This is a genomic window from Yinghuangia soli (genome assembly GCF_021502675.1).
In the GTDB taxonomy this organism is placed as follows: Bacteria; Actinomycetota; Actinomycetes; order Streptomycetales; family Streptomycetaceae; genus Yinghuangia; species Yinghuangia soli.
The window spans coordinates 170,080-186,064 of the sequence record NZ_JAKFHA010000001.1 but is presented as its reverse complement, the minus strand read 5'-3'; the positions used below and the strand labels follow the sequence as shown (position 1 = coordinate 186,064).

The 15,985-nt window shown below is 70.2% G+C and carries 13 protein-coding genes; 7 read left to right on the top strand and 6 right to left on the bottom strand.

From position 1 onward, the window contains the following. The first annotated feature begins 27 nt into the window (after positions 1 to 27). The gene (locus LZ495_RS00795; RefSeq protein ID WP_235049791.1) at positions 28 to 1,122 is read left to right on the top strand and encodes a hypothetical protein; all 1,095 of its coding nucleotides are present in this window, start codon (positions 28 to 30) and stop codon (positions 1,120 to 1,122) included. Positions 1,123 to 1,170: 48 nt separating this feature from the next. Here LZ495_RS00795 and LZ495_RS00790 read toward each other — a convergent pair whose 3' ends face one another. From LZ495_RS00790 to LZ495_RS00780, 3 genes are all read right to left on the bottom strand, one after another. Beyond that, on the bottom strand, positions 1,171 to 2,832 hold the full coding sequence (locus LZ495_RS00790; protein ID WP_235049790.1) for an MFS transporter: 1,662 nt from the start codon (positions 2,830 to 2,832) through the stop codon (positions 1,171 to 1,173). After that, on the bottom strand, positions 2,829 to 3,296 hold the full coding sequence (locus tag LZ495_RS00785; protein ID WP_235049789.1) for a nuclear transport factor 2 family protein: 468 nt from the start codon (positions 3,294 to 3,296) through the stop codon (positions 2,829 to 2,831). The genes LZ495_RS00790 and LZ495_RS00785 overlap by 4 nt, the downstream gene beginning before the upstream one ends. A gap of 234 nt (positions 3,297 to 3,530) precedes the next feature. Then, positions 3,531 to 4,232, bottom strand: a complete 702-nt coding sequence (locus tag LZ495_RS00780) for a spermidine synthase family protein (RefSeq protein WP_372498500.1) — start codon at positions 4,230 to 4,232, stop codon at positions 3,531 to 3,533. Positions 4,233 to 4,634: 402 nt separating this feature from the next. Here LZ495_RS00780 and LZ495_RS00775 point away from each other — a divergent pair, with 402 nt between their 5' ends. The 5 genes from LZ495_RS00775 (at position 4,635) to LZ495_RS00755 (ending at position 11,188) form a co-directional block, all read left to right on the top strand. Further along, positions 4,635 to 6,026 (top strand): ABC transporter substrate-binding protein, encoded by a 1,392-nt coding sequence (locus tag LZ495_RS00775; protein WP_235049787.1) that lies wholly within the window; start codon positions 4,635 to 4,637, stop codon positions 6,024 to 6,026. 62 nt (positions 6,027 to 6,088) lie between these two features. After that, a complete protein-coding gene (locus tag LZ495_RS00770; protein ID WP_235049786.1) occupies positions 6,089 to 8,314 on the top strand; it encodes a branched-chain amino acid ABC transporter permease in 2,226 nt (741 codons plus the stop codon). Beyond that, entirely contained in the window at positions 8,304 to 9,083 is a 780-nt protein-coding gene (locus tag LZ495_RS00765; protein WP_235049785.1) for an ABC transporter ATP-binding protein, read from the top strand. Before LZ495_RS00770 ends, LZ495_RS00765 begins: the two co-directional genes overlap by 11 nt. Then, on the top strand, positions 9,080 to 10,603 hold the full coding sequence (locus LZ495_RS00760) for a branched-chain amino acid ABC transporter ATP-binding protein (RefSeq protein WP_235049784.1): 1,524 nt from the start codon (positions 9,080 to 9,082) through the stop codon (positions 10,601 to 10,603). The genes LZ495_RS00765 and LZ495_RS00760 overlap by 4 nt, the downstream gene beginning before the upstream one ends. A 411-nt stretch (positions 10,604 to 11,014) precedes the next feature. After that, the gene (locus LZ495_RS00755; RefSeq protein ID WP_235049783.1) at positions 11,015 to 11,188 is read left to right on the top strand and encodes a hypothetical protein; all 174 of its coding nucleotides are present in this window, start codon (positions 11,015 to 11,017) and stop codon (positions 11,186 to 11,188) included. 343 nt (positions 11,189 to 11,531) lie between these two features. Here the strand turns inward: LZ495_RS00755 and LZ495_RS00750 are convergent, their stop codons facing one another. Next, a complete protein-coding gene (locus tag LZ495_RS00750; RefSeq protein WP_235049782.1) occupies positions 11,532 to 11,831 on the bottom strand; it encodes a hypothetical protein in 300 nt (99 codons plus the stop codon). Positions 11,832 to 11,961: 130 nt separating this feature from the next. On the opposite strand from LZ495_RS00750, the gene LZ495_RS00745 reads away from it, so the two are divergent. Next, entirely contained in the window at positions 11,962 to 13,641 is a 1,680-nt protein-coding gene (locus tag LZ495_RS00745; protein ID WP_235049781.1) for a bifunctional aspartate transaminase/aspartate 4-decarboxylase, read from the top strand. An 87-nt stretch (positions 13,642 to 13,728) separates the two neighbouring features. On the opposite strand, the gene aspT is transcribed toward LZ495_RS00745, so the two are convergent. Together aspT and LZ495_RS00735 are read right to left on the bottom strand one after the other, a co-directional pair. After that, positions 13,729 to 15,411, bottom strand: a complete 1,683-nt coding sequence (gene aspT, locus LZ495_RS00740) for an aspartate-alanine antiporter (RefSeq protein WP_235049780.1) — start codon at positions 15,409 to 15,411, stop codon at positions 13,729 to 13,731. A gap of 160 nt (positions 15,412 to 15,571) precedes the next feature. Continuing rightward, the gene (locus LZ495_RS00735; protein ID WP_235049779.1) at positions 15,572 to 15,883 is read right to left on the bottom strand and encodes a putative quinol monooxygenase; all 312 of its coding nucleotides are present in this window, start codon (positions 15,881 to 15,883) and stop codon (positions 15,572 to 15,574) included. Positions 15,884 to 15,985: the final 102 nt, after the last annotated feature.

Below are 15,985 nucleotides of genomic sequence, written 5' to 3'. Positions count from 1 at the left end.
TTTACTTTCTCCAGCTGGGAGCGTTCGATGGCGGTGAAGATTCGGCTGGCCGGTGCAGTGATCGGCCTGTCTCTCCTGGGAGTTCCGGCTGTCGGTGCGGCGACGCTCCCGTCGGCCGCGCAGGTCGGCGACGTCGGCGATGTCGTGGTCGACAGCGCGAACAAGCGCGTCTACTACTCCTCCGGGGCGTCCGCCAATCAGGTGGTCTCCGTCGGGTTCGACGGGCGCGGGAAGACGGTCCTGGACGGCCAGTTCGGGGCATCCGGCATGGTGCTCAGCGCAGACGGCTCGACTCTCTACGTCGCCCTCGCCGCCGGGGACGCCATCTCCGCGATCGACACCGCGACGCTCACCGAGCGGGCCCGCTACCGGCTGAACGCGCACAGCTGCCCGACACACCTCGTCCGCACCGGCACCGACGTGTGGTTCGGCTACGGATGCGACGCCTGGAGCGGGGAGATCGGGCGGCTGGACACCTCCGTCGAACCGGCGGTGGCGAGCTACGGCCACCAGGCCGTCGACCCCGCCAAGCCCGAAACCGACCAGCGGCGCTTCGAGCGCGCTCCGCTGCTCGCCGAGGGCGGCGACGGGGCAGCCGCCCGCATCGTCGCGAGCCAGCCGCACATCAGTCCCGTGAACGTGCGCCTCTACCGCGTCGAGGGCGGCAAGCTCGTCGAGGACGGCCGCGAGAACCGCGGCGGGAGCAACCTCAACGACCTCGCCGTCGCCGCGGACGGCCGGCTCTTCTACACCGCCGCAGGGTCGCAGAGCAGCGTCGACGCCTTCACCGCGGACCGCGAGATGCGCAGCTCCGGCGCCTGGCCTACCGGCCAGTCCCCGAACTCCGTCGGAACCTCGCCGGACGGCAAGTGGCTGGCCATGGGCGTCCGCACCGCAGGCCCGGACAAGGCATCGGTCTTCCTCCACGCACCGGACGCGAGCCGCCCGCCGGTCAGCCTCCGGCTGCCCCGCGGCGAGCGCCTCCTCGAACGCGGACTGGCCTGGTCGGAGGACGGCAAGGCCCTGGCGATCGTCACGCAGCAGGGCCAGGACCCCACCCCGGTCGTGCGCGTCGTCGACCCGGCGGCCAAGCGCCCGGGGCCTGGGCCCTGGCCGCTGTAGGCCGCCCGCAGGGCAAGGGGCACCGGCCGTCCCGGGCGTGACGGCCGGTCAGCCGCCGTGGGCCGGACGGCCGGACGAGGACGAGGACGAGGATGTGGATGAAGGCGACGAGGACGCCGGACCCGGAGCGGCCGGGTCGCCCAGGGACGGCGTCCCCGTGCGGCCGACCGCGGCCGCGGCCTGCTGGAAGGCGTCGGGTGCGGCGTCCGGCCGTACCTCCGCTGCCGCCGCGGCCTGGCCGCTGCCCGGGGCCGGGACGGCCCAGGCGATCACCGCGCTGATCACGCAGGCGACCGCGAGCAGCCCGAAGCAGATCTGATACGCGGTCAGGCTCGGGACCTCGCCGGTCGCGGCGGACCCGGAACCGTCCAGGGTCACCGCGGTCAGGATCGCGCCCAGGACTGCCGCGCCGACCGCGCCGCCGATGGTGCGCAGCACCGCGTTCATGCCGTTGGCGACGCCGGTCATGCTCGCCGGGACGTTCGCGTTGACGGTCGCCGGCATCGCCGCGAACCCCAGCCCGAGGCCGAAGCCGAAGAGCGTGAACACCAGCGAGAACGCCCACACATGCCCGGTCAGCGGCATCAGCACCGCGAAGCTCACCGCGCTGAGCAGCGGCCCGAGGATCAGCGCGGGCTTCGGGCCGTAGCGGTTGATCATGCGGCCCGCGACCGGCGCCGCGGCCAGGTTCCCCAGCGCGCCGGGGAGCATGTAGAGCGAAGCGGCCAGCACGGTCGTGCCGAAGCCGTAGCCGCGCGACTCGGGGGACTGCAAGAACGGCGCGAAGAGCAGGCCCGAGCCGTACATCGCCATGCCGGTGAGCATCCCGGACAGGCCCGCGAGCAGGACCGGACGCCGCGTCATGACCCGCAGGTCGACGAGGGGTTCGGGGCAGCGCAGGGCCCACCAGATCCACAGCGCGAACAGCAGCACGGCCGCGGCGAACCCGCCGACCACCAGCGGCGCACCCCAGCCGGACCGGCTGCCCTCGCTGACCGCGGCGAGCAGCGCGGCCAGCCAGCCGGACAGCGTCAGTGCGCCGAGCATGTCGACCTTGCCGGGCTTAGCGGGCGCACTGCTGTCCGGCACGACCGCCCACACCAGCGCGATGGAGATCGCCGAGACCAGAGCGGAGAGCCAGAACAGCAGGTGGTAGTCCCAGCGGTCGGCGATGAGGCCGGTCATCACCGAGCCGAATGTCGAGCCCACGCTGATCGTCGCGCCGATGACCGCGATGCTGCCCGCAGTGCGGTGCCGGGGGAACTCGTCGCGTACGACGCTGAGCGCGAGCGGAACGACACCGCCGCCGAGGCCCTGGAGCACGCGCCCGGCGACCAGCATCGGGTACGACGTGGTCACCGCGGCCAGCACAGAGCCGGCCGCCACCGCGCCGAGCGAGATGAGCAGGTAGCGCTTCTTGCCGCGCAGGTCGCCGAGCCGTCCGATGAGCGGCGTGGCGACCGCGGCGGCGAGCAGGTTGCCGGTCAGCACCCAGGCGATGGCCGAGCTGGACACCCCGAGGCTGCCCTGTAGTTGCGGCAGGATCGGGGTGACCACTGTCTGCATGACCGCGATGGCGGTCGCCGCAAAAGAGAGCGCGGCGAGGATGAGGGTGGGGCTGCTGCGCCGTGCGGCGCGCGGTCCGGGGGAGTCGGCCGACTCCTTGCCGTCCGGCGCCTTCGTACTGCCGCCCTGGTCGGCGCCGCTCACGACGCGATCGTCAGCGGCCGGTCCTCGACCCAGTCGCAGTTGAGCCTGCGGGTCTCGATGCGCCAGCCGTCGGGGGTGCGGACGTAGACATCCTCGTAGCGGACCGCCATCACGCGGTCGCGGCGCACGCCGGACTCGTCGTCGTAGATGTGGTGCGCGGTGCAGTAGGTCTCGGCCTCGGCGCGGTCGCCGTCGATGGCCACGAGCTGGTTGGCCACCACGTGCATGGTCGCGATGTAGCGGTCCAGGCCGGTCATCGCCTTGGCGATCTGCGCGGGGCCGGTGCGGACGATCGGCTCGGCGCCCGGGTCGCGTTCGACCACCAGGCGCCCTTCGGGGAGGAAGAGGGACGCGACCTGCTCGGGGCGGCGCCGGTCCGCGCCCTGCGCGTACGTCTCGACCAGGTCGCGCAGTGCGAGCCGGTCCGCGATGTACCCCGGTTCCGCGCCCGTCGCCGTGCCCATGTGCATCCGTCCCCTCGTACGTCGCCCTTTCATCGCATGCTGACATGAGTTAGAGGACTCACACAAGTTTTCCCTGACGGATAGTCAGCATATGAAATGCAGTCCTGACCTGCGCAAACGAGGGGAAACAAGATCGTCACCAGGTGGCAACAAGCAAGGTGTCGTTCGCCACCCCGGACAACAGGACGGGTGGCTGACGCGGGGTCAGGACGCCCGGGGTCAGGACGCCCGGGGTCAGGACGCCAGGTAGACGACGTCGGGCACGCCGCGCGGGACGCGTACCGGGATCTCCTCCACTTGCACGCGTGCGAACACCGTGCCGAGCCGCTTCTCGAACTCCGGGCTGGCCGCGGCACTCCAGACCGCGAGCACGCCGCCGGGCGCCAGGCGGCGGCGCAGGGCGCGCAGGCCGGCCTCGCCGTAGAGGGAGCGGTTGGAGTCGGTGACGGTCCAATCGGGGCCGTTGTCGATGTCCAGGCACAGCGCGTCGAACGTCTCCACGGCCTCATGGCCTCCGGACGCCCCGGAATCGTGCGCCCAGGCGACCAGATCCGCCTGCCGCACCTCGACCTTGGGGTCGTACAGCGCATGCCCGGAGAAGGGCGCCAGCGGCCCGCGCTGCCAGGCGATGACCGGGGCCTCGCGCTCCACCACCGTGACGTGCCCGACCGCGGGGTGCGCGGCCGCCTCGCCGAGCGAGAAACCCACGCCGAGCCCGCCGACGAGCACCCGCAGGCCGGTTCCCGGCAGCGCCGCGACGGCCGCCCGGACGAGCAGCCGCTCGGACGTCCCGTCCCGCGTGTCCATCAGGAAGGTGCCGTTGCTGATGATCTCGAAGTGCGCGCCGTCGCGGCGCAGGACCAGCTCGCCGTTCGCGGTCGCGACACGGTCGACGACGGTGCTCGTCAAATTGTCGCCTTCTCGCTTCACCGGCATGTCGTCGCCCTTCCGCCAAGCGTTATCCGACCGGCACTTTTTGCCGGTGGGACGGCTCTTGCACCCTCGTCAGCTCGCCGTTAGTGTCCCGGCCATCGCTCCATGGTCCATTGTCTGATGGCATCTCCGGACCCTATCGCCGCTCCCGACACCTCCTAGTCGTCGACACACGACTCGATCGTGTTCCGGGCGGTGCACAAGCACGTGCGCACTTGGGCAAGTCGAGCAACTTGAGCACCTCAGCACCAACAGCTGTCGAGCACAAAAGCACCGAGCACCAAAGCACTTCAGTACTTGAGCACCAAAGCACCGCAGCACGACGAATGCCGACCAGGACAACTTGCGTCCGGTCAGCGGACACAAGTGTCGGGAGGGCCGATGGCGTCAATTTTCGCTGGGCGTATGGCGCGGCGATGGGCAGTGGGCATGGTGGTGCCGTTGCTGTTCGTCGCGGCCTGCAGCCGATCCGGGGACATGCGGGTGGCCGAGGGCGGCGGTGGGGGCGGCGGCGTCCTGCCGGGGAACAACCCCAAGCCCACCAACACGCAGTTGGCCGCGGGCGACTTCGGTGACCTGAAGGGCCTGTGCAGCGCCAAGCCGGCCGACCAGAAGCCGGCCTCGCAGCAGGTGCGCGGCGTCTCCGAGACGGAGATCAAGGTCGCCACCATGGCCGACGCCAACAACCCGGCGCAGCCCGGCCTCGGCCAGGAGTTCTGGGACATGGGCGAGGCGTTCGCCGACTGGTGCAACGGCCAGGGCGGCATCAACGGCCGCAAGATCAAGGTCGACAAGCGCGACGGAAAGCTCTTCGAAGCTGCGGCGGCGACGGCAGCGGCGTGCCAGGAAGACTTCATGTCGGTCGGCGGCGGCAACCCGCTGGACGACGCCTCCGTCGAGCCGCGACTGGGCTGCAACCTCGGCCAGATCCCCGGCTACCTGGTCACCACCAAGGCGATCAACGCCCCGCTGCAGGTGCAACCCGGCGGCATCCCGGCGAACCGCGGCCCGGTCGGCCCGTACAAGGCGCTCTTCGAGAAGTACCCCGACCTCAAGGGCAAGGTCGGCATCCTCGGCCAGGAGTTGGACTCCCTCAAGCCGGTCGCGGACCGCTACGAGGACGCCATCCAGAAGGCCGGCGGGACCATCGTCTCCAAGCAGCTCTCCCCGCCCATCGGCGCCACCTGGCGCGCGTTCGTCGAGTCCATGAAGGCCGCGGACGTCCAGATCCTGGTCAGCGCCGGTGTGTTCGCGGTCAACGCGACCCCGCTGTTCCAGGAGATGCAGAACGCCGGCTGGGCGCCGAAGGTGATTCTCTCCGACCAGTCGGCCTACCACGCGGCGAACGTGCAGGCTGCCGCCGACGGGCTCGTGGACAGCGACTTCTTCGTCTACACCACCTTCTGGCCGCAGGAAGCCGCCAAGGACAAGCCGGTCGCCGACCTCGCGGTGCAGCTCTTCCACACCAAGAAGAAGGACGCCCGCCTCGTCTACTTCCACTACTCCGGGCTGAACGCCTGGCTGCTGTGGGCCCAGGCCGTGAAGGCCTGCGGTGCGGACGTCACGGTGGAGTGCGTGCTGGAGAAGTCCAAGGTCAAGGACTGGACGGCGGGCGGCCTCTTCGCGCCCAACACCGTCGGACCGCTGACCGAGATGGACGCCAACCCCTGCTTCTCGCTGCTGAAGCTCGGCAAGGACGGGTTCCAGGTGGACAAGGAAGTCACCAAGCCCAGTACCGACGCGATCTTCAACTGCTCGTCGGACAACACCGTCACGCTCGACCAGACCTACTCCTGACGCCACCCGATCCGCGGTGACATCCGCTCGGACGTCCACCTGATCCGCCCACGGAGGGGTGCGTGAAAGAGTTCCTGACGTTCACCATCAGCGGTCTGGCCACCGGCGGGATCTACGCGATCACCGCCGGCGGCCTGACCCTGACGTACACCACCACGGGCATCTTCAACATGGCGCACGGCGCCACCGGAATGTTCGCGGCCTTCACCTACTGGCAGCTGCACTACGGCTGGGGCTGGCCGGTCCTGCTGGCCCTGGCCGTGGTCCTGCTGCTGCTCGCCCCGCTGTTCGGGGCGCTGATGCACCTGGTGATCATGCGGCGCCTGGAAGGCACCTCGCAGGCCACCAAGCTGATGGTCACCGTGGCCATCCTCTTGTCCCTGGTCGCGGCGGTGCTGTGGATCTGGGACCCCAACAAGAACCGCACGATCACACCGTTCTTCCAAGGCCACGTCGTCGAAGTGCTCGGCGTACGCGTGCCGTACAGCGACGTCACCACACTCGCGGTGGCACTCCTGGTCGCCATCGGGCTGTGGATCCTGCTCACCCGCACCCGGTCCGGCGTCGCCATGCGCGCCACCGTGGACGACCGCTCGCTGGCCGTCCTCAACGGCTCGCGCCCCGAAGTGCCGGGCATGATGGCCTGGGCCATCGGCACCATGCTCGCCGCGGTGGCGGGCATCCTGGTGGCCCCCAAGCTGTCGCTCAGCCCGCTGCCGCTCACCCTGCTGATCATCAACGCGTACGCGGCGGCGGTCATCGGACGGCTGCGCAGCCTGCCGATGACCTTCGTCGGCGCGCTCGTCATCGGCCTCGCCAACGACTACGCCATCGGCTACGTGCCCAAGTGGGAGACGGCCCAGCCGTACCTGAGCGGCTTCGTCGCCGTGGTCCCGGTCGCGGTGCTGTTCGTGGCGCTGCTGCTCATGCCGCAGTCGCAACTGCGCGGCCACGCGGCCTCCCGCACCCGCGAGATCGCCAAGCGGCCGACCTGGTCCGGCAGTCTGATCTTCGCGGCCGCCGTCGTGTTCGGATCGGTCGTCGCAGCCCGCACGATGGACCCGATCGACCTGTTCAGCAGCACCAAGATGTGGGGCATGGGCATCATCGCGCTGTCGATGATCCCGCTGGTCGGCTACGCCGGCCAACTCTCCCTGGCGCAGCTGAGCTTCGCCGGCATCGGCGCCATCGCGGTGGCGCACTGGGGCGGCGACGGCAGCCTCATGGGCCTGGTCTACGCGGCCCTGCTGTGCGCCTTCATCGGGGCGATCGTCGCACTGCCCGCACTGCGCCTGTCCGGCATCTATCTCGCCTTGGCCACCGCCGCATTCGCGGTCGCCTTGGACAGATGGATCTACCTGCTGCCCAAGTGGACGTGGGGCGACACCACGTTCCACATCTTCAAGGGCGGCACCCTGAACGTCGAGCGCTACGACCTGCCCTGGGTGAGCATCGACAGCGACCGCGCGTACTTCATCTTCGGCGGCGTCGCTTTCGCCCTGTGCAGCCTGCTGGTGGTGGCCATCCGGCGCGGCGAGTTCGGCAAGCGCCTGCTCGCCCTCAAGGACAGCCCGGCCGCCTGCGCCACGCTCGGCATGAACCACAAGCTCACCACCCTCGCGGTGTTCGCCACGTCGGCGGCCATCGCAGGCGTCGGCGGCGGCATCCTGGCAGGGGCCACCAAGTCGGTCAGCGCCACCCAGTTCGAGTTCTTCGCGGGCCTTTCCATCCTCATGTCGATGGTCATCGCCGGCCTCAACTCGCCCGGCGGCGCCCTGTTCACCGCCATGCTGCTGGGCACCCCGCTGATGACGAACCTCTTCCCGGACTACGTGCAGCTGACCACGATCCTCATCGGCCTCAACGGAATCGCGCTCGGCCGCAACCCGAACGGCATGATCGCCGCGCAACTCCGGCCCAAGTGGGATCCGGCGCTCAAATACCCGGCGGTCATGGCGGCGGGCAGCGCGCTGGTGGTGCTTGCGTTCGTGGCCCGCGAAGCCGATCTGGTGGGCAACTACGCCATGGTCATCGCCATCGGCGTGGCCCTGGCCGCCATCTCGTCGGTGGCCCGCGGCCTGGAATCGGAGAAGGTCGGCAAGCAGACCGGCAGCGACGTCCTGCCCGAGGGCATGACCGCGCCGCCCGAGCAACTCGGCCTCAGCAAGCCGTTCACCCCTGCCGACATCGAGGCGCTGGACCGTACCCTCGGACTTCCGCCGCTCACCGCCGTCGCCGTGAACGGCGCAGGTGCAACCGCCGTCTCGGGAGGCCGCCATGGGGCTTGAGGTCAGGGACGTCACGGTCCGGTTCGGCGGCCACACCGCCCTCGACAACATCAGCCTCCGGGCCCTCAACGGGCAGATCACCGGACTGATCGGACCCAACGGCGCCGGCAAGACCACGATGTTCAACGTCATCACCGGCCTGCAGGCCCCGCACGCCGGCAAGGTCGAACTGGACGGCCGCGACATCAGCAAGCTGGCCCCGTACAAGCGGGCCAGGCGCGGCATGGCGCGCACCTTCCAGCGGCTGGAGCTCTTCGGATCGCTCACGGTCCGCGAGAACATCCACGTCGCGGCAGCCCAGTTCAAGCGCCGGCACCGCACCGCGGAGCGCGCCGCACCGACCACCGAGAAGCTCATCGAGCGCCTCAACCTCGGGGCCATCGCCGAAGTCCGCGCGGACTCGCTGCCCACCGGGCAGGGCCGCATGGTCGAACTGGCCCGCTCGCTGGCCTGCCGGCCGCGCGTCCTGCTGCTCGACGAACCGGCGTCCGGGCAGGACGAGTCCGAGACCGCCGACTTCTCCCGCGTGCTGCGCGAAGTCGCCGACGAGGGCGTCGCGGTGCTGCTCGTCGAGCACGACATGGACCTGGTCATGTCGGTGTGCGACGAACTCCACGTGCTCGACTTCGGCAAGAAGCTCGCGCAGGGCACCTGCGCGCAGATCCAGGCGGACCCGGCCGTGCGGGCGGCCTACCTGGGCGAAGTCGACGACGACCTCGACCCCGCCGTCCTGGCCGATCCCGACGACGCGCTGGGGGTGTCGCGATGACACTGACGCTCGAACTCCCCGTCCCCGGCCCGGCCGCCGCCCCGCCGCTGCTCGAACTGCGCGGCATCAAGGCAGCGTACGAGCAGGTCGAAGTGCTGCACGGCGTCGACCTCGCGGTGCCGGCCGGCTCGGTGCTGGCGGTCCTGGGGCCCAACGGGGCCGGCAAGACCACCATGCTCAAGGTCGCGTCCGGCCTGCACGCCCCCAGCGGCGGCGACATCTGGCTCGCCGGGCGCTGCGTCACCGGCGCCGCACCGGTCGACCTGGCCCGGCTGGGGCTGTGCAGCATTCCGGAAGGGCGCGGGGTCTTCCCCAATCTCACCGTCTCCGAGAACCTGTGGATGGCCAGCTACCGGGGGGTGTCGCGCTCCGAGATCGAGGAACGCGTCTTCCCGATCTTCCCCAGGCTCAAGGAACGGCGCCGCCAGGCGGCCGGCACGATGTCCGGCGGCGAGCAGCAGATGCTCGCCATGGCCCGGGCCATCGCCACCGATCCGGCGGTGCTGCTCATCGACGAACTGTCCATGGGCCTGGCACCGCTGGTCGTCGAGCAGCTCTTCGAGATCGTCGCCCGCATCGCCGGCACCGGGGTGACGGTGCTCCTCGTCGAGCAGTTCGCGCAGACCGCACTCGGGGTCGCCGACCTCGCGGCGGTCATGACCGGCGGGCGCATCACCGCGGTGGGGACGCCGCAGCAGATCGCGTCCGGGCTGCACAGCGCGTACCTGGGCGGCGGCGGTGGCGGCGGCGAGGACCCCGAGTCGGAGCCGCCTCCGCAGTCCGCGGGCACTGCGGCGACGCTGCTCCTGCCCGCGGTCCCGGCGCAGAGCAGCGGCGGCGCGGACGGCAGCAGCGACAGCACGGTCGTCCTGCCGGCGGTCGGTTCGGGATCCGGCTCCGGGTCCGACCGGGTCACCGCGTACCTGGGCGGCGAGCAGGCGGCCGCGTCCTCCGACGGGGAGTCGGCGGAAGGCGCGGCGGGCACGGCCGGCCAGATCAGCATGGCGAAAGAAGCAGGCACCGAAGGCACGTCAGGTACGGCAGGCACGTCAGGTACGTCACGAGGCGAGACACGAGGTGAACCCATGAGCACGAACACCGCCGGTGTTCCGCCCACCGTTCCGGCGGGCACCCCGGTCGCCCTTGAGGGCAGCACGCCCCCGCCGCCCGCACTGCCGCCGGCCGGCGGACCGCGGTCGGGCGAGCTGGCCCAGGAGGTCGCGGGCCTGCGCATCAAGGCGCCCAACACGGCGATCGACAAGCAGCTCATGTGGCTGGGCGTCGCGCTGCTGGTGGCGGGCATCGGTACCGCCCTCGGGGCGTACATCATGGCGCACACCACGCGCCTCGAACTGACCCAGAACGACGCCATCGTGGTCGGCTTGGTCGGCATCACGATCTCGATCGCGGGCATGGCGCTGTTCATCCGCTACTCGCTGTCGAACTTCCTGCGCTTCTGGCTGGCCCGGCTCATCGCCACGAGCCAGCAGCAGGGCGGCGGGCAGCCGCCGACGGTCTGACCGTCGCCGCAGCGGCACGCACAGCGCGACAACGGCCGGCCGCGACCCTGCTGACAGGGTCGCGGCCGGCCGCCGCTGCTCTCGGCCGCGACTGCGCGCACGGACGTGTGGGTGCGTGCGTACGCGCGTGCCACGGGCACGACACGGGCGGGCCGGGTGGGTGCCGGCCGCCGCAGGCCGGGTGGGCGCCGGCTGCGGATCCTCCGCTGATCTTCGGCCGATCTTCCGCTGGACCCGTCAACCGGTTCTGGACGGGAGGAGGCGGGGGAGCGCCGATGCGTTCCGGGTGGGACTCCGGGACAAGCACCGGTATTTCCCCGATTCCTCCGCAGGACCGATGCACGGCGGCCCGCCCGGGTGACAGGCTGGGTGGGCATTGCCGTTGTGGGGACCTATGCGGGGAGGACGTCCGTGTCACAAGACCCGGTGGCCGAGGGGCCCGAGTACGCGCAGGGCTCCGGCGGCACGGTGGAAGCGGCGGGACCGCGCCGCAATCCGATGCCGTGGCTGCTGGTGACCGTGCTGGCCGTACTCGCCGGTGTGCTGCTCTTCGCCGTGGTGATGGTCGTCGCCATGCTGGCCTGACCACCGGCCGCGGCGCGAAGGCCGGCAGCTACCGGAATACCGCTGACACGCCTCAGGGGATCTGTTCGCCCAGGGTGACTCCGTTCTCCTGCGGGTGCCGCGGCGGGTGCGGCAGACACCTGGACAAACCGCGCAAATCGTCGTGGGGTAGCGCCGATGGGGCCGCCCGGGTGAGGGGATTCGCTCGGGCGGCGGCAGGTTGTCACCGGCTTGGTCCAGGGGTCGGCGTCCTGGTACGGCTCGGGGTTCATGGGTACGCGGGTACGGCCCTGCCCCTGGGCTGCCGCTACGCGTGCACGGCCCCTGCCCCTGGGGTGCCGGTACGCGTGCGCGGCTCTGGGTGTCAGTGCGCGACGAACCGTCCGGAGCCGCTGCCTCCGGGCCTGTTCCGGCGTGCTTCCATCCGATGCCGGATCACGCCGAGGTCGACGGCCGCCACGATGGCCGTGGCCGCCGACATCACCGCCGCGAAGATCCACACCCCTTGATGCGCCTCGGACACCGCCGCCGCCCACGAGCAGCCGACCGCTGCCACCACACCCGCGACCAGGGCCAGCCGCGACAGGATCCGCCGCAACGGCAGGTCCGTCACGGCGTCGTCGGGTTCGGTCCCACGCCTCTGGTCCCGAGGTATCCGGGTCATACCAGGCCCCTACCCGATGATCGCCGCGGGACACGCCGCGCCGGCCGCGGAGGCCCTGGTCGCGGCACATTACGGATGCCGATTCCGGGGTACACGGTGCCGACCGTCCCTGTCCCAGAGGAGCCGTGCCGTGCCCAAGGCCACCTACAGCCGCGACAAGATGCGCAGCCTCGCAGCCCTGAGCCCTTTCGAGCTGAAGGCCGAGTTCATCAAGCTCGCCGAGGCGCATGCGGCCGCGGCAGGTGCCGAGGACAAGCAGAAGCACCAGGCGGCGCAGCAGATGCTCAACGCGGGCCGGGGCAATCCGAACTGGATCGCCACCGGGCCGCGCGAGGCGTTCCTCGCGCTCGGGCACTTCGCGCTGGGGGAGAGCCGGCGGGTGTGGACGGCCGACGACCTGGGCGGGATGCCCGCGGTGCCGGGGGCCGCGGCGCGGTTCGAGGCGTTCCGTACCGCGAACCCCGGGCTCGTCGGGGTCGAGATGCTGCACAAGTGCATCCGCTACGGCATCGACACGCTCGGCTTCGACCCGGACACGTGGGTGCACGAGCTGGTGGACGCGTACATCGGCGACAACTACCCGGTGCCGGACCGCATCCTGACCTGCACCGAGCAGGTCATCCGGACCTACCTCCACCAGGAGGTCTTCGACGGCAAGGCGGCGGCCGGCAACCACCTCAGCCTGTTCGCGACCGAGGGCGGCACGGCGGCGATGTGCTACGTCTTCGACTCGCTGATGAAGAACGGGATCCTGGCGCGCGGCGACCGGATCGCGCTGATGGTGCCGGTGTTCACCCCGTACATCGAGATCCCCGAACTCGACACGTACGCCTTCGACGTGGTGGAGATCAAGGCCGACCTCTTTGCCGAGGACGGCGTGCGCGAGTGGCGGTATCCGGAGTCGGAGGTCGCCAAGCTGGCCGACCCGTCGATCAAGATGGTGTGCCTGGTCAACCCGAGCAACCCGCCCTCGCTCGCGCTGTCCGAGCGGGTTGCGGCGCAGATGGCCGGGATCGTCCGGGACCAGAACCCGAACCTGATTGTGGTGACGGACGACGTGTACGGGACGTTCGTGGACGGCTTCCGGACCATCGCCGCGGACCTGCCGCGCAACACCATCCTGGTCTACTCGTACTCCAAGCACTTCGGTGCGACGGGCTGGCGGGTCGGCGTCATCGGCATCCACGACGACAACGTCATCGACGAGCTGATCGCGGCCCTGCCGGACGCTGAGAAGGCCCGCCTCGCGAAGCGCTACGGGACGCTGACGCTCGACCCGGGGGCCCTGAAGTTCATCGACCGCATGGTCGCCGACTCGCGGCAGGTCGCACTGAACCACACGGCCGGGCTGAGCCTGCCGCAGCAGGTGCAGATGGCGCTGTTCTCGCTGTTCGGGCTGCTGGAGGAGGGGCAGGCGTACAAGCAGCTCCTGCAGGAGACCGTGCGGCGGCGGCTCGGGCTGCTGCTCGAGGGCTCCGGGATGACGATCAACGACGACCCGAAGCGCGCCTGCTACTACATCGAACTGGACCTGATGGCCCAGGCGAAGCGCGAGTACGGCGCGGCCTTCGCCAAGTACCTGGAGGCCAACTACGAACCGGTCGACGCACTGTTCCGGCTCGCCGAGCAGACGTCGGTGGTGCTGCTCAACGGCGGCGGGTTCGACGGGCCGGAGTGGTCGATCCGCGCGTCGCTCGCGAACCTGGACGACCTCGACTACTTGAAGATCGGCCACCATGTGCGGCGGATCTTCGACGACTACCACCAGGAGTGGGTGGACGCGGGGAGGCCGGGCGGGAACGGGGGGTGAGCTTGCCCCCGCGCTCGTGACCGCGAAAGGCGCCCTGGATCCCAGGGCGCCTTTCGCCATTCCCGTACCCGGTCCGTCCTTCTTCTCCTACGTCTGCAGGCCGATGATCCCGACGAAGATCGGCCCCGTCAGCGGCAGCAGGAAGTTCGAGAGTGTGTACGTGATCGTGTAGCCCAGCATCGGCACGCTGCTGTTCGCGGTGTTGGTCACCGCGGTGATCGCCGGAGTCGAGCACTGCTGGCCGGCGATCGCGCCGATCAGGATCGGCTTGTCGATCTTGAGGAACTTCCGGCCGATCCACAGGCCGAGGAACGCCGGGATCACCACCATCGCGATGCCGGACAGCGGCAGAAGCAGCGGGTACTGCTTCAGCAGCGGACCGGCGTCCGGGCCCGCGGCCAGGCCGGTGACCGCGATGAACATCGCCAGCCCGAGATCCTTCATGGTCTGCGCGGCGACCGGCGGGTACGCGCCGAACGTCGGCTGCGTGGACCGGAACCACCCGAAGACCAGGCCCGAGATCAGGCAGCCGCCGCCCGTTCCCAACGTCAGATTCGCGTCGCCGATGTGCACGACGATCTGGCCGAGGAGTACGCCCAGGCAGATGCCGAAGCCGATGTACACCCAGTCGGCGCTCTCGGTGCGTACCTTCGCCCCGAACTTCTTCTGGAACCGGTCGACCTTGGATGCCGTACCGACCACCGTCAGAGTGTCGCCGTGGTGCAGCTCGGTCTCCCCGGAGGCGGGCAGATCCTGGCCCACCCGCTGCAGGCCGGTCAGGTAGACGCCCTCGGTCTCCACCGGGTACGCCTTGTTCACCGCGGCGACCGTCTGCCCGGCCAGCTTCTTCTCGGTGAGCACCAACTCCCTGACTGTCAGGGGGCTTTCGATGCCGGGGACGCCCGAGGTCTCCGGGCCCAGGCTCTCGCCGATGCCCATGACGCCCTCGCGCTTGCCCACCACCAGCACCCGGTCGCCGGTGCGCAGCTTCAGCTCGGGGGAGACGGTCAGCACCTTCGTGCCGCGCTTGACCCCTTCGATCGACGCGTGCAGCTGGACGGACTCTTCCAAGGTCTGGACCGTGGCCCCGTCACCGACGGCCACCTCGTACGTCCGGCCGACCAGGGCAGGCATGGACGCCTCCTGGCCTTCCTCCAGCGTTGCGTCTCCCCCGCGCATCTTGTGCCACAGCTCGCGGCTCGCGTCGGCCAGGTTGATCTTCATCAGCCGAGGGAAGAGCTGGCTGGTCAGCAGCACGATGGTGATGAGGCCGAACAGGTAACAGACCGAGTAGGCCGTGGCCACGTGCGCCTGCAACTGCGTCGCCTGCTGCTCGGTGATGCCGGACAGCTCGGTGATGGCCTCTTGCGCGGTGCCGACGACCGCGGATTCGGTGGCGGCGCCGGCCAGGATGCCGGCCCCCGTACCGACGTCCAGGCCGCCGACCTTCGTGATCACCACTGCGATGACCACCACCACGACGGCTTCCATGATGGACAGCACGCCGAAGCGCAGCCCCTTGGCATTCAGATTCGCCACGAAGCCGGGGCCGGCGATGTACCCCAGCGAGAAGATGAACAGCGCGAACGCCACGTTCTTGACGTCGGCGTTCACACTCACGTGCTGCGCGCCGATCAGCATCGACACGATCAGCGTGCCGCAGATGCCGCCGAGGGTGATCGGTCCGACGCGTAACTTGCCGACCAAATAGCCCAACGCGAGACAAGCGAACAACGCCAGGACGGCGTTCTCCCTCAGGAGATTGAGCAAGACAGGCCTCCGCAAAACGCAGCAAATCCACTGCGTCAGCATCACACTGCCCTGCGCCCGACCCCGCCCCGCGCCACCAGCCGAACGAGTGACGCCCGACTCCGATGCGGCGGCCCGGCAGCCCTGCCACGGACCACCGGACCGCCGTCCCTCCTGGGGCTTAGCTGCGGTCCTCCAGGAAGCGCAGCCGGAACGGCTCCGCCAGCGCGACGTCCAGGACCTTCTTCGCGATGAGGAAGTGCTCGGTCGTGAAGTGGTAGTCGAGGGCGGCCTGGTCGTCCCACTCCTCGATGATCGAGAAGCGGGTGGGATCGTACGGATCGACGTACTGCTGATAGCCGCGACACCCGGCTTCCGCACGACTGGGCCCGGTCAGAGCGTCCAGGGTCTCCCGAACCTGATCCGCGGCTTCCGGCAGCGCCCGCAGCTCGACGTTCAGGATCAGCGTCTTGGTGGTGGTCTTCTCCGACATGTGAGGCTCCCGTTCGAGTCCGAGTGGCTCCCGCTCTTCCGCGGTGCCCCCACCCTGACGCGAACCCCGCTCGTCACCCATCACCCGCCGGAGCCTGGGTCC

Coding starts and splice junctions, on each gene's coding strand:
- LZ495_RS00795 (WP_235049791.1), top strand. CDS start 28: ATGGCGGTGAAGATTCGGCTGGCCGGTGCAGTGATCGGCCTGTCTCTC.
- LZ495_RS00785 (WP_235049789.1), bottom strand. CDS start 3,296: ATGGGCACGGCGACGGGCGCGGAACCGGGGTACATCGCGGACCGGCTC.
- LZ495_RS00780 (WP_372498500.1), bottom strand. CDS start 4,232: ATGCCGGTGAAGCGAGAAGGCGACAATTTGACGAGCACCGTCGTCGAC.
- LZ495_RS00775 (WP_235049787.1), top strand. CDS start 4,635: ATGGCGCGGCGATGGGCAGTGGGCATGGTGGTGCCGTTGCTGTTCGTC.
- LZ495_RS00765 (WP_235049785.1), top strand. CDS start 8,304: ATGGGGCTTGAGGTCAGGGACGTCACGGTCCGGTTCGGCGGCCACACC.
- LZ495_RS00760 (WP_235049784.1), top strand. CDS start 9,080: ATGACACTGACGCTCGAACTCCCCGTCCCCGGCCCGGCCGCCGCCCCG.
- LZ495_RS00750 (WP_235049782.1), bottom strand. CDS start 11,831: ATGACCCGGATACCTCGGGACCAGAGGCGTGGGACCGAACCCGACGAC.
- LZ495_RS00735 (WP_235049779.1), bottom strand. CDS start 15,883: ATGTCGGAGAAGACCACCACCAAGACGCTGATCCTGAACGTCGAGCTG.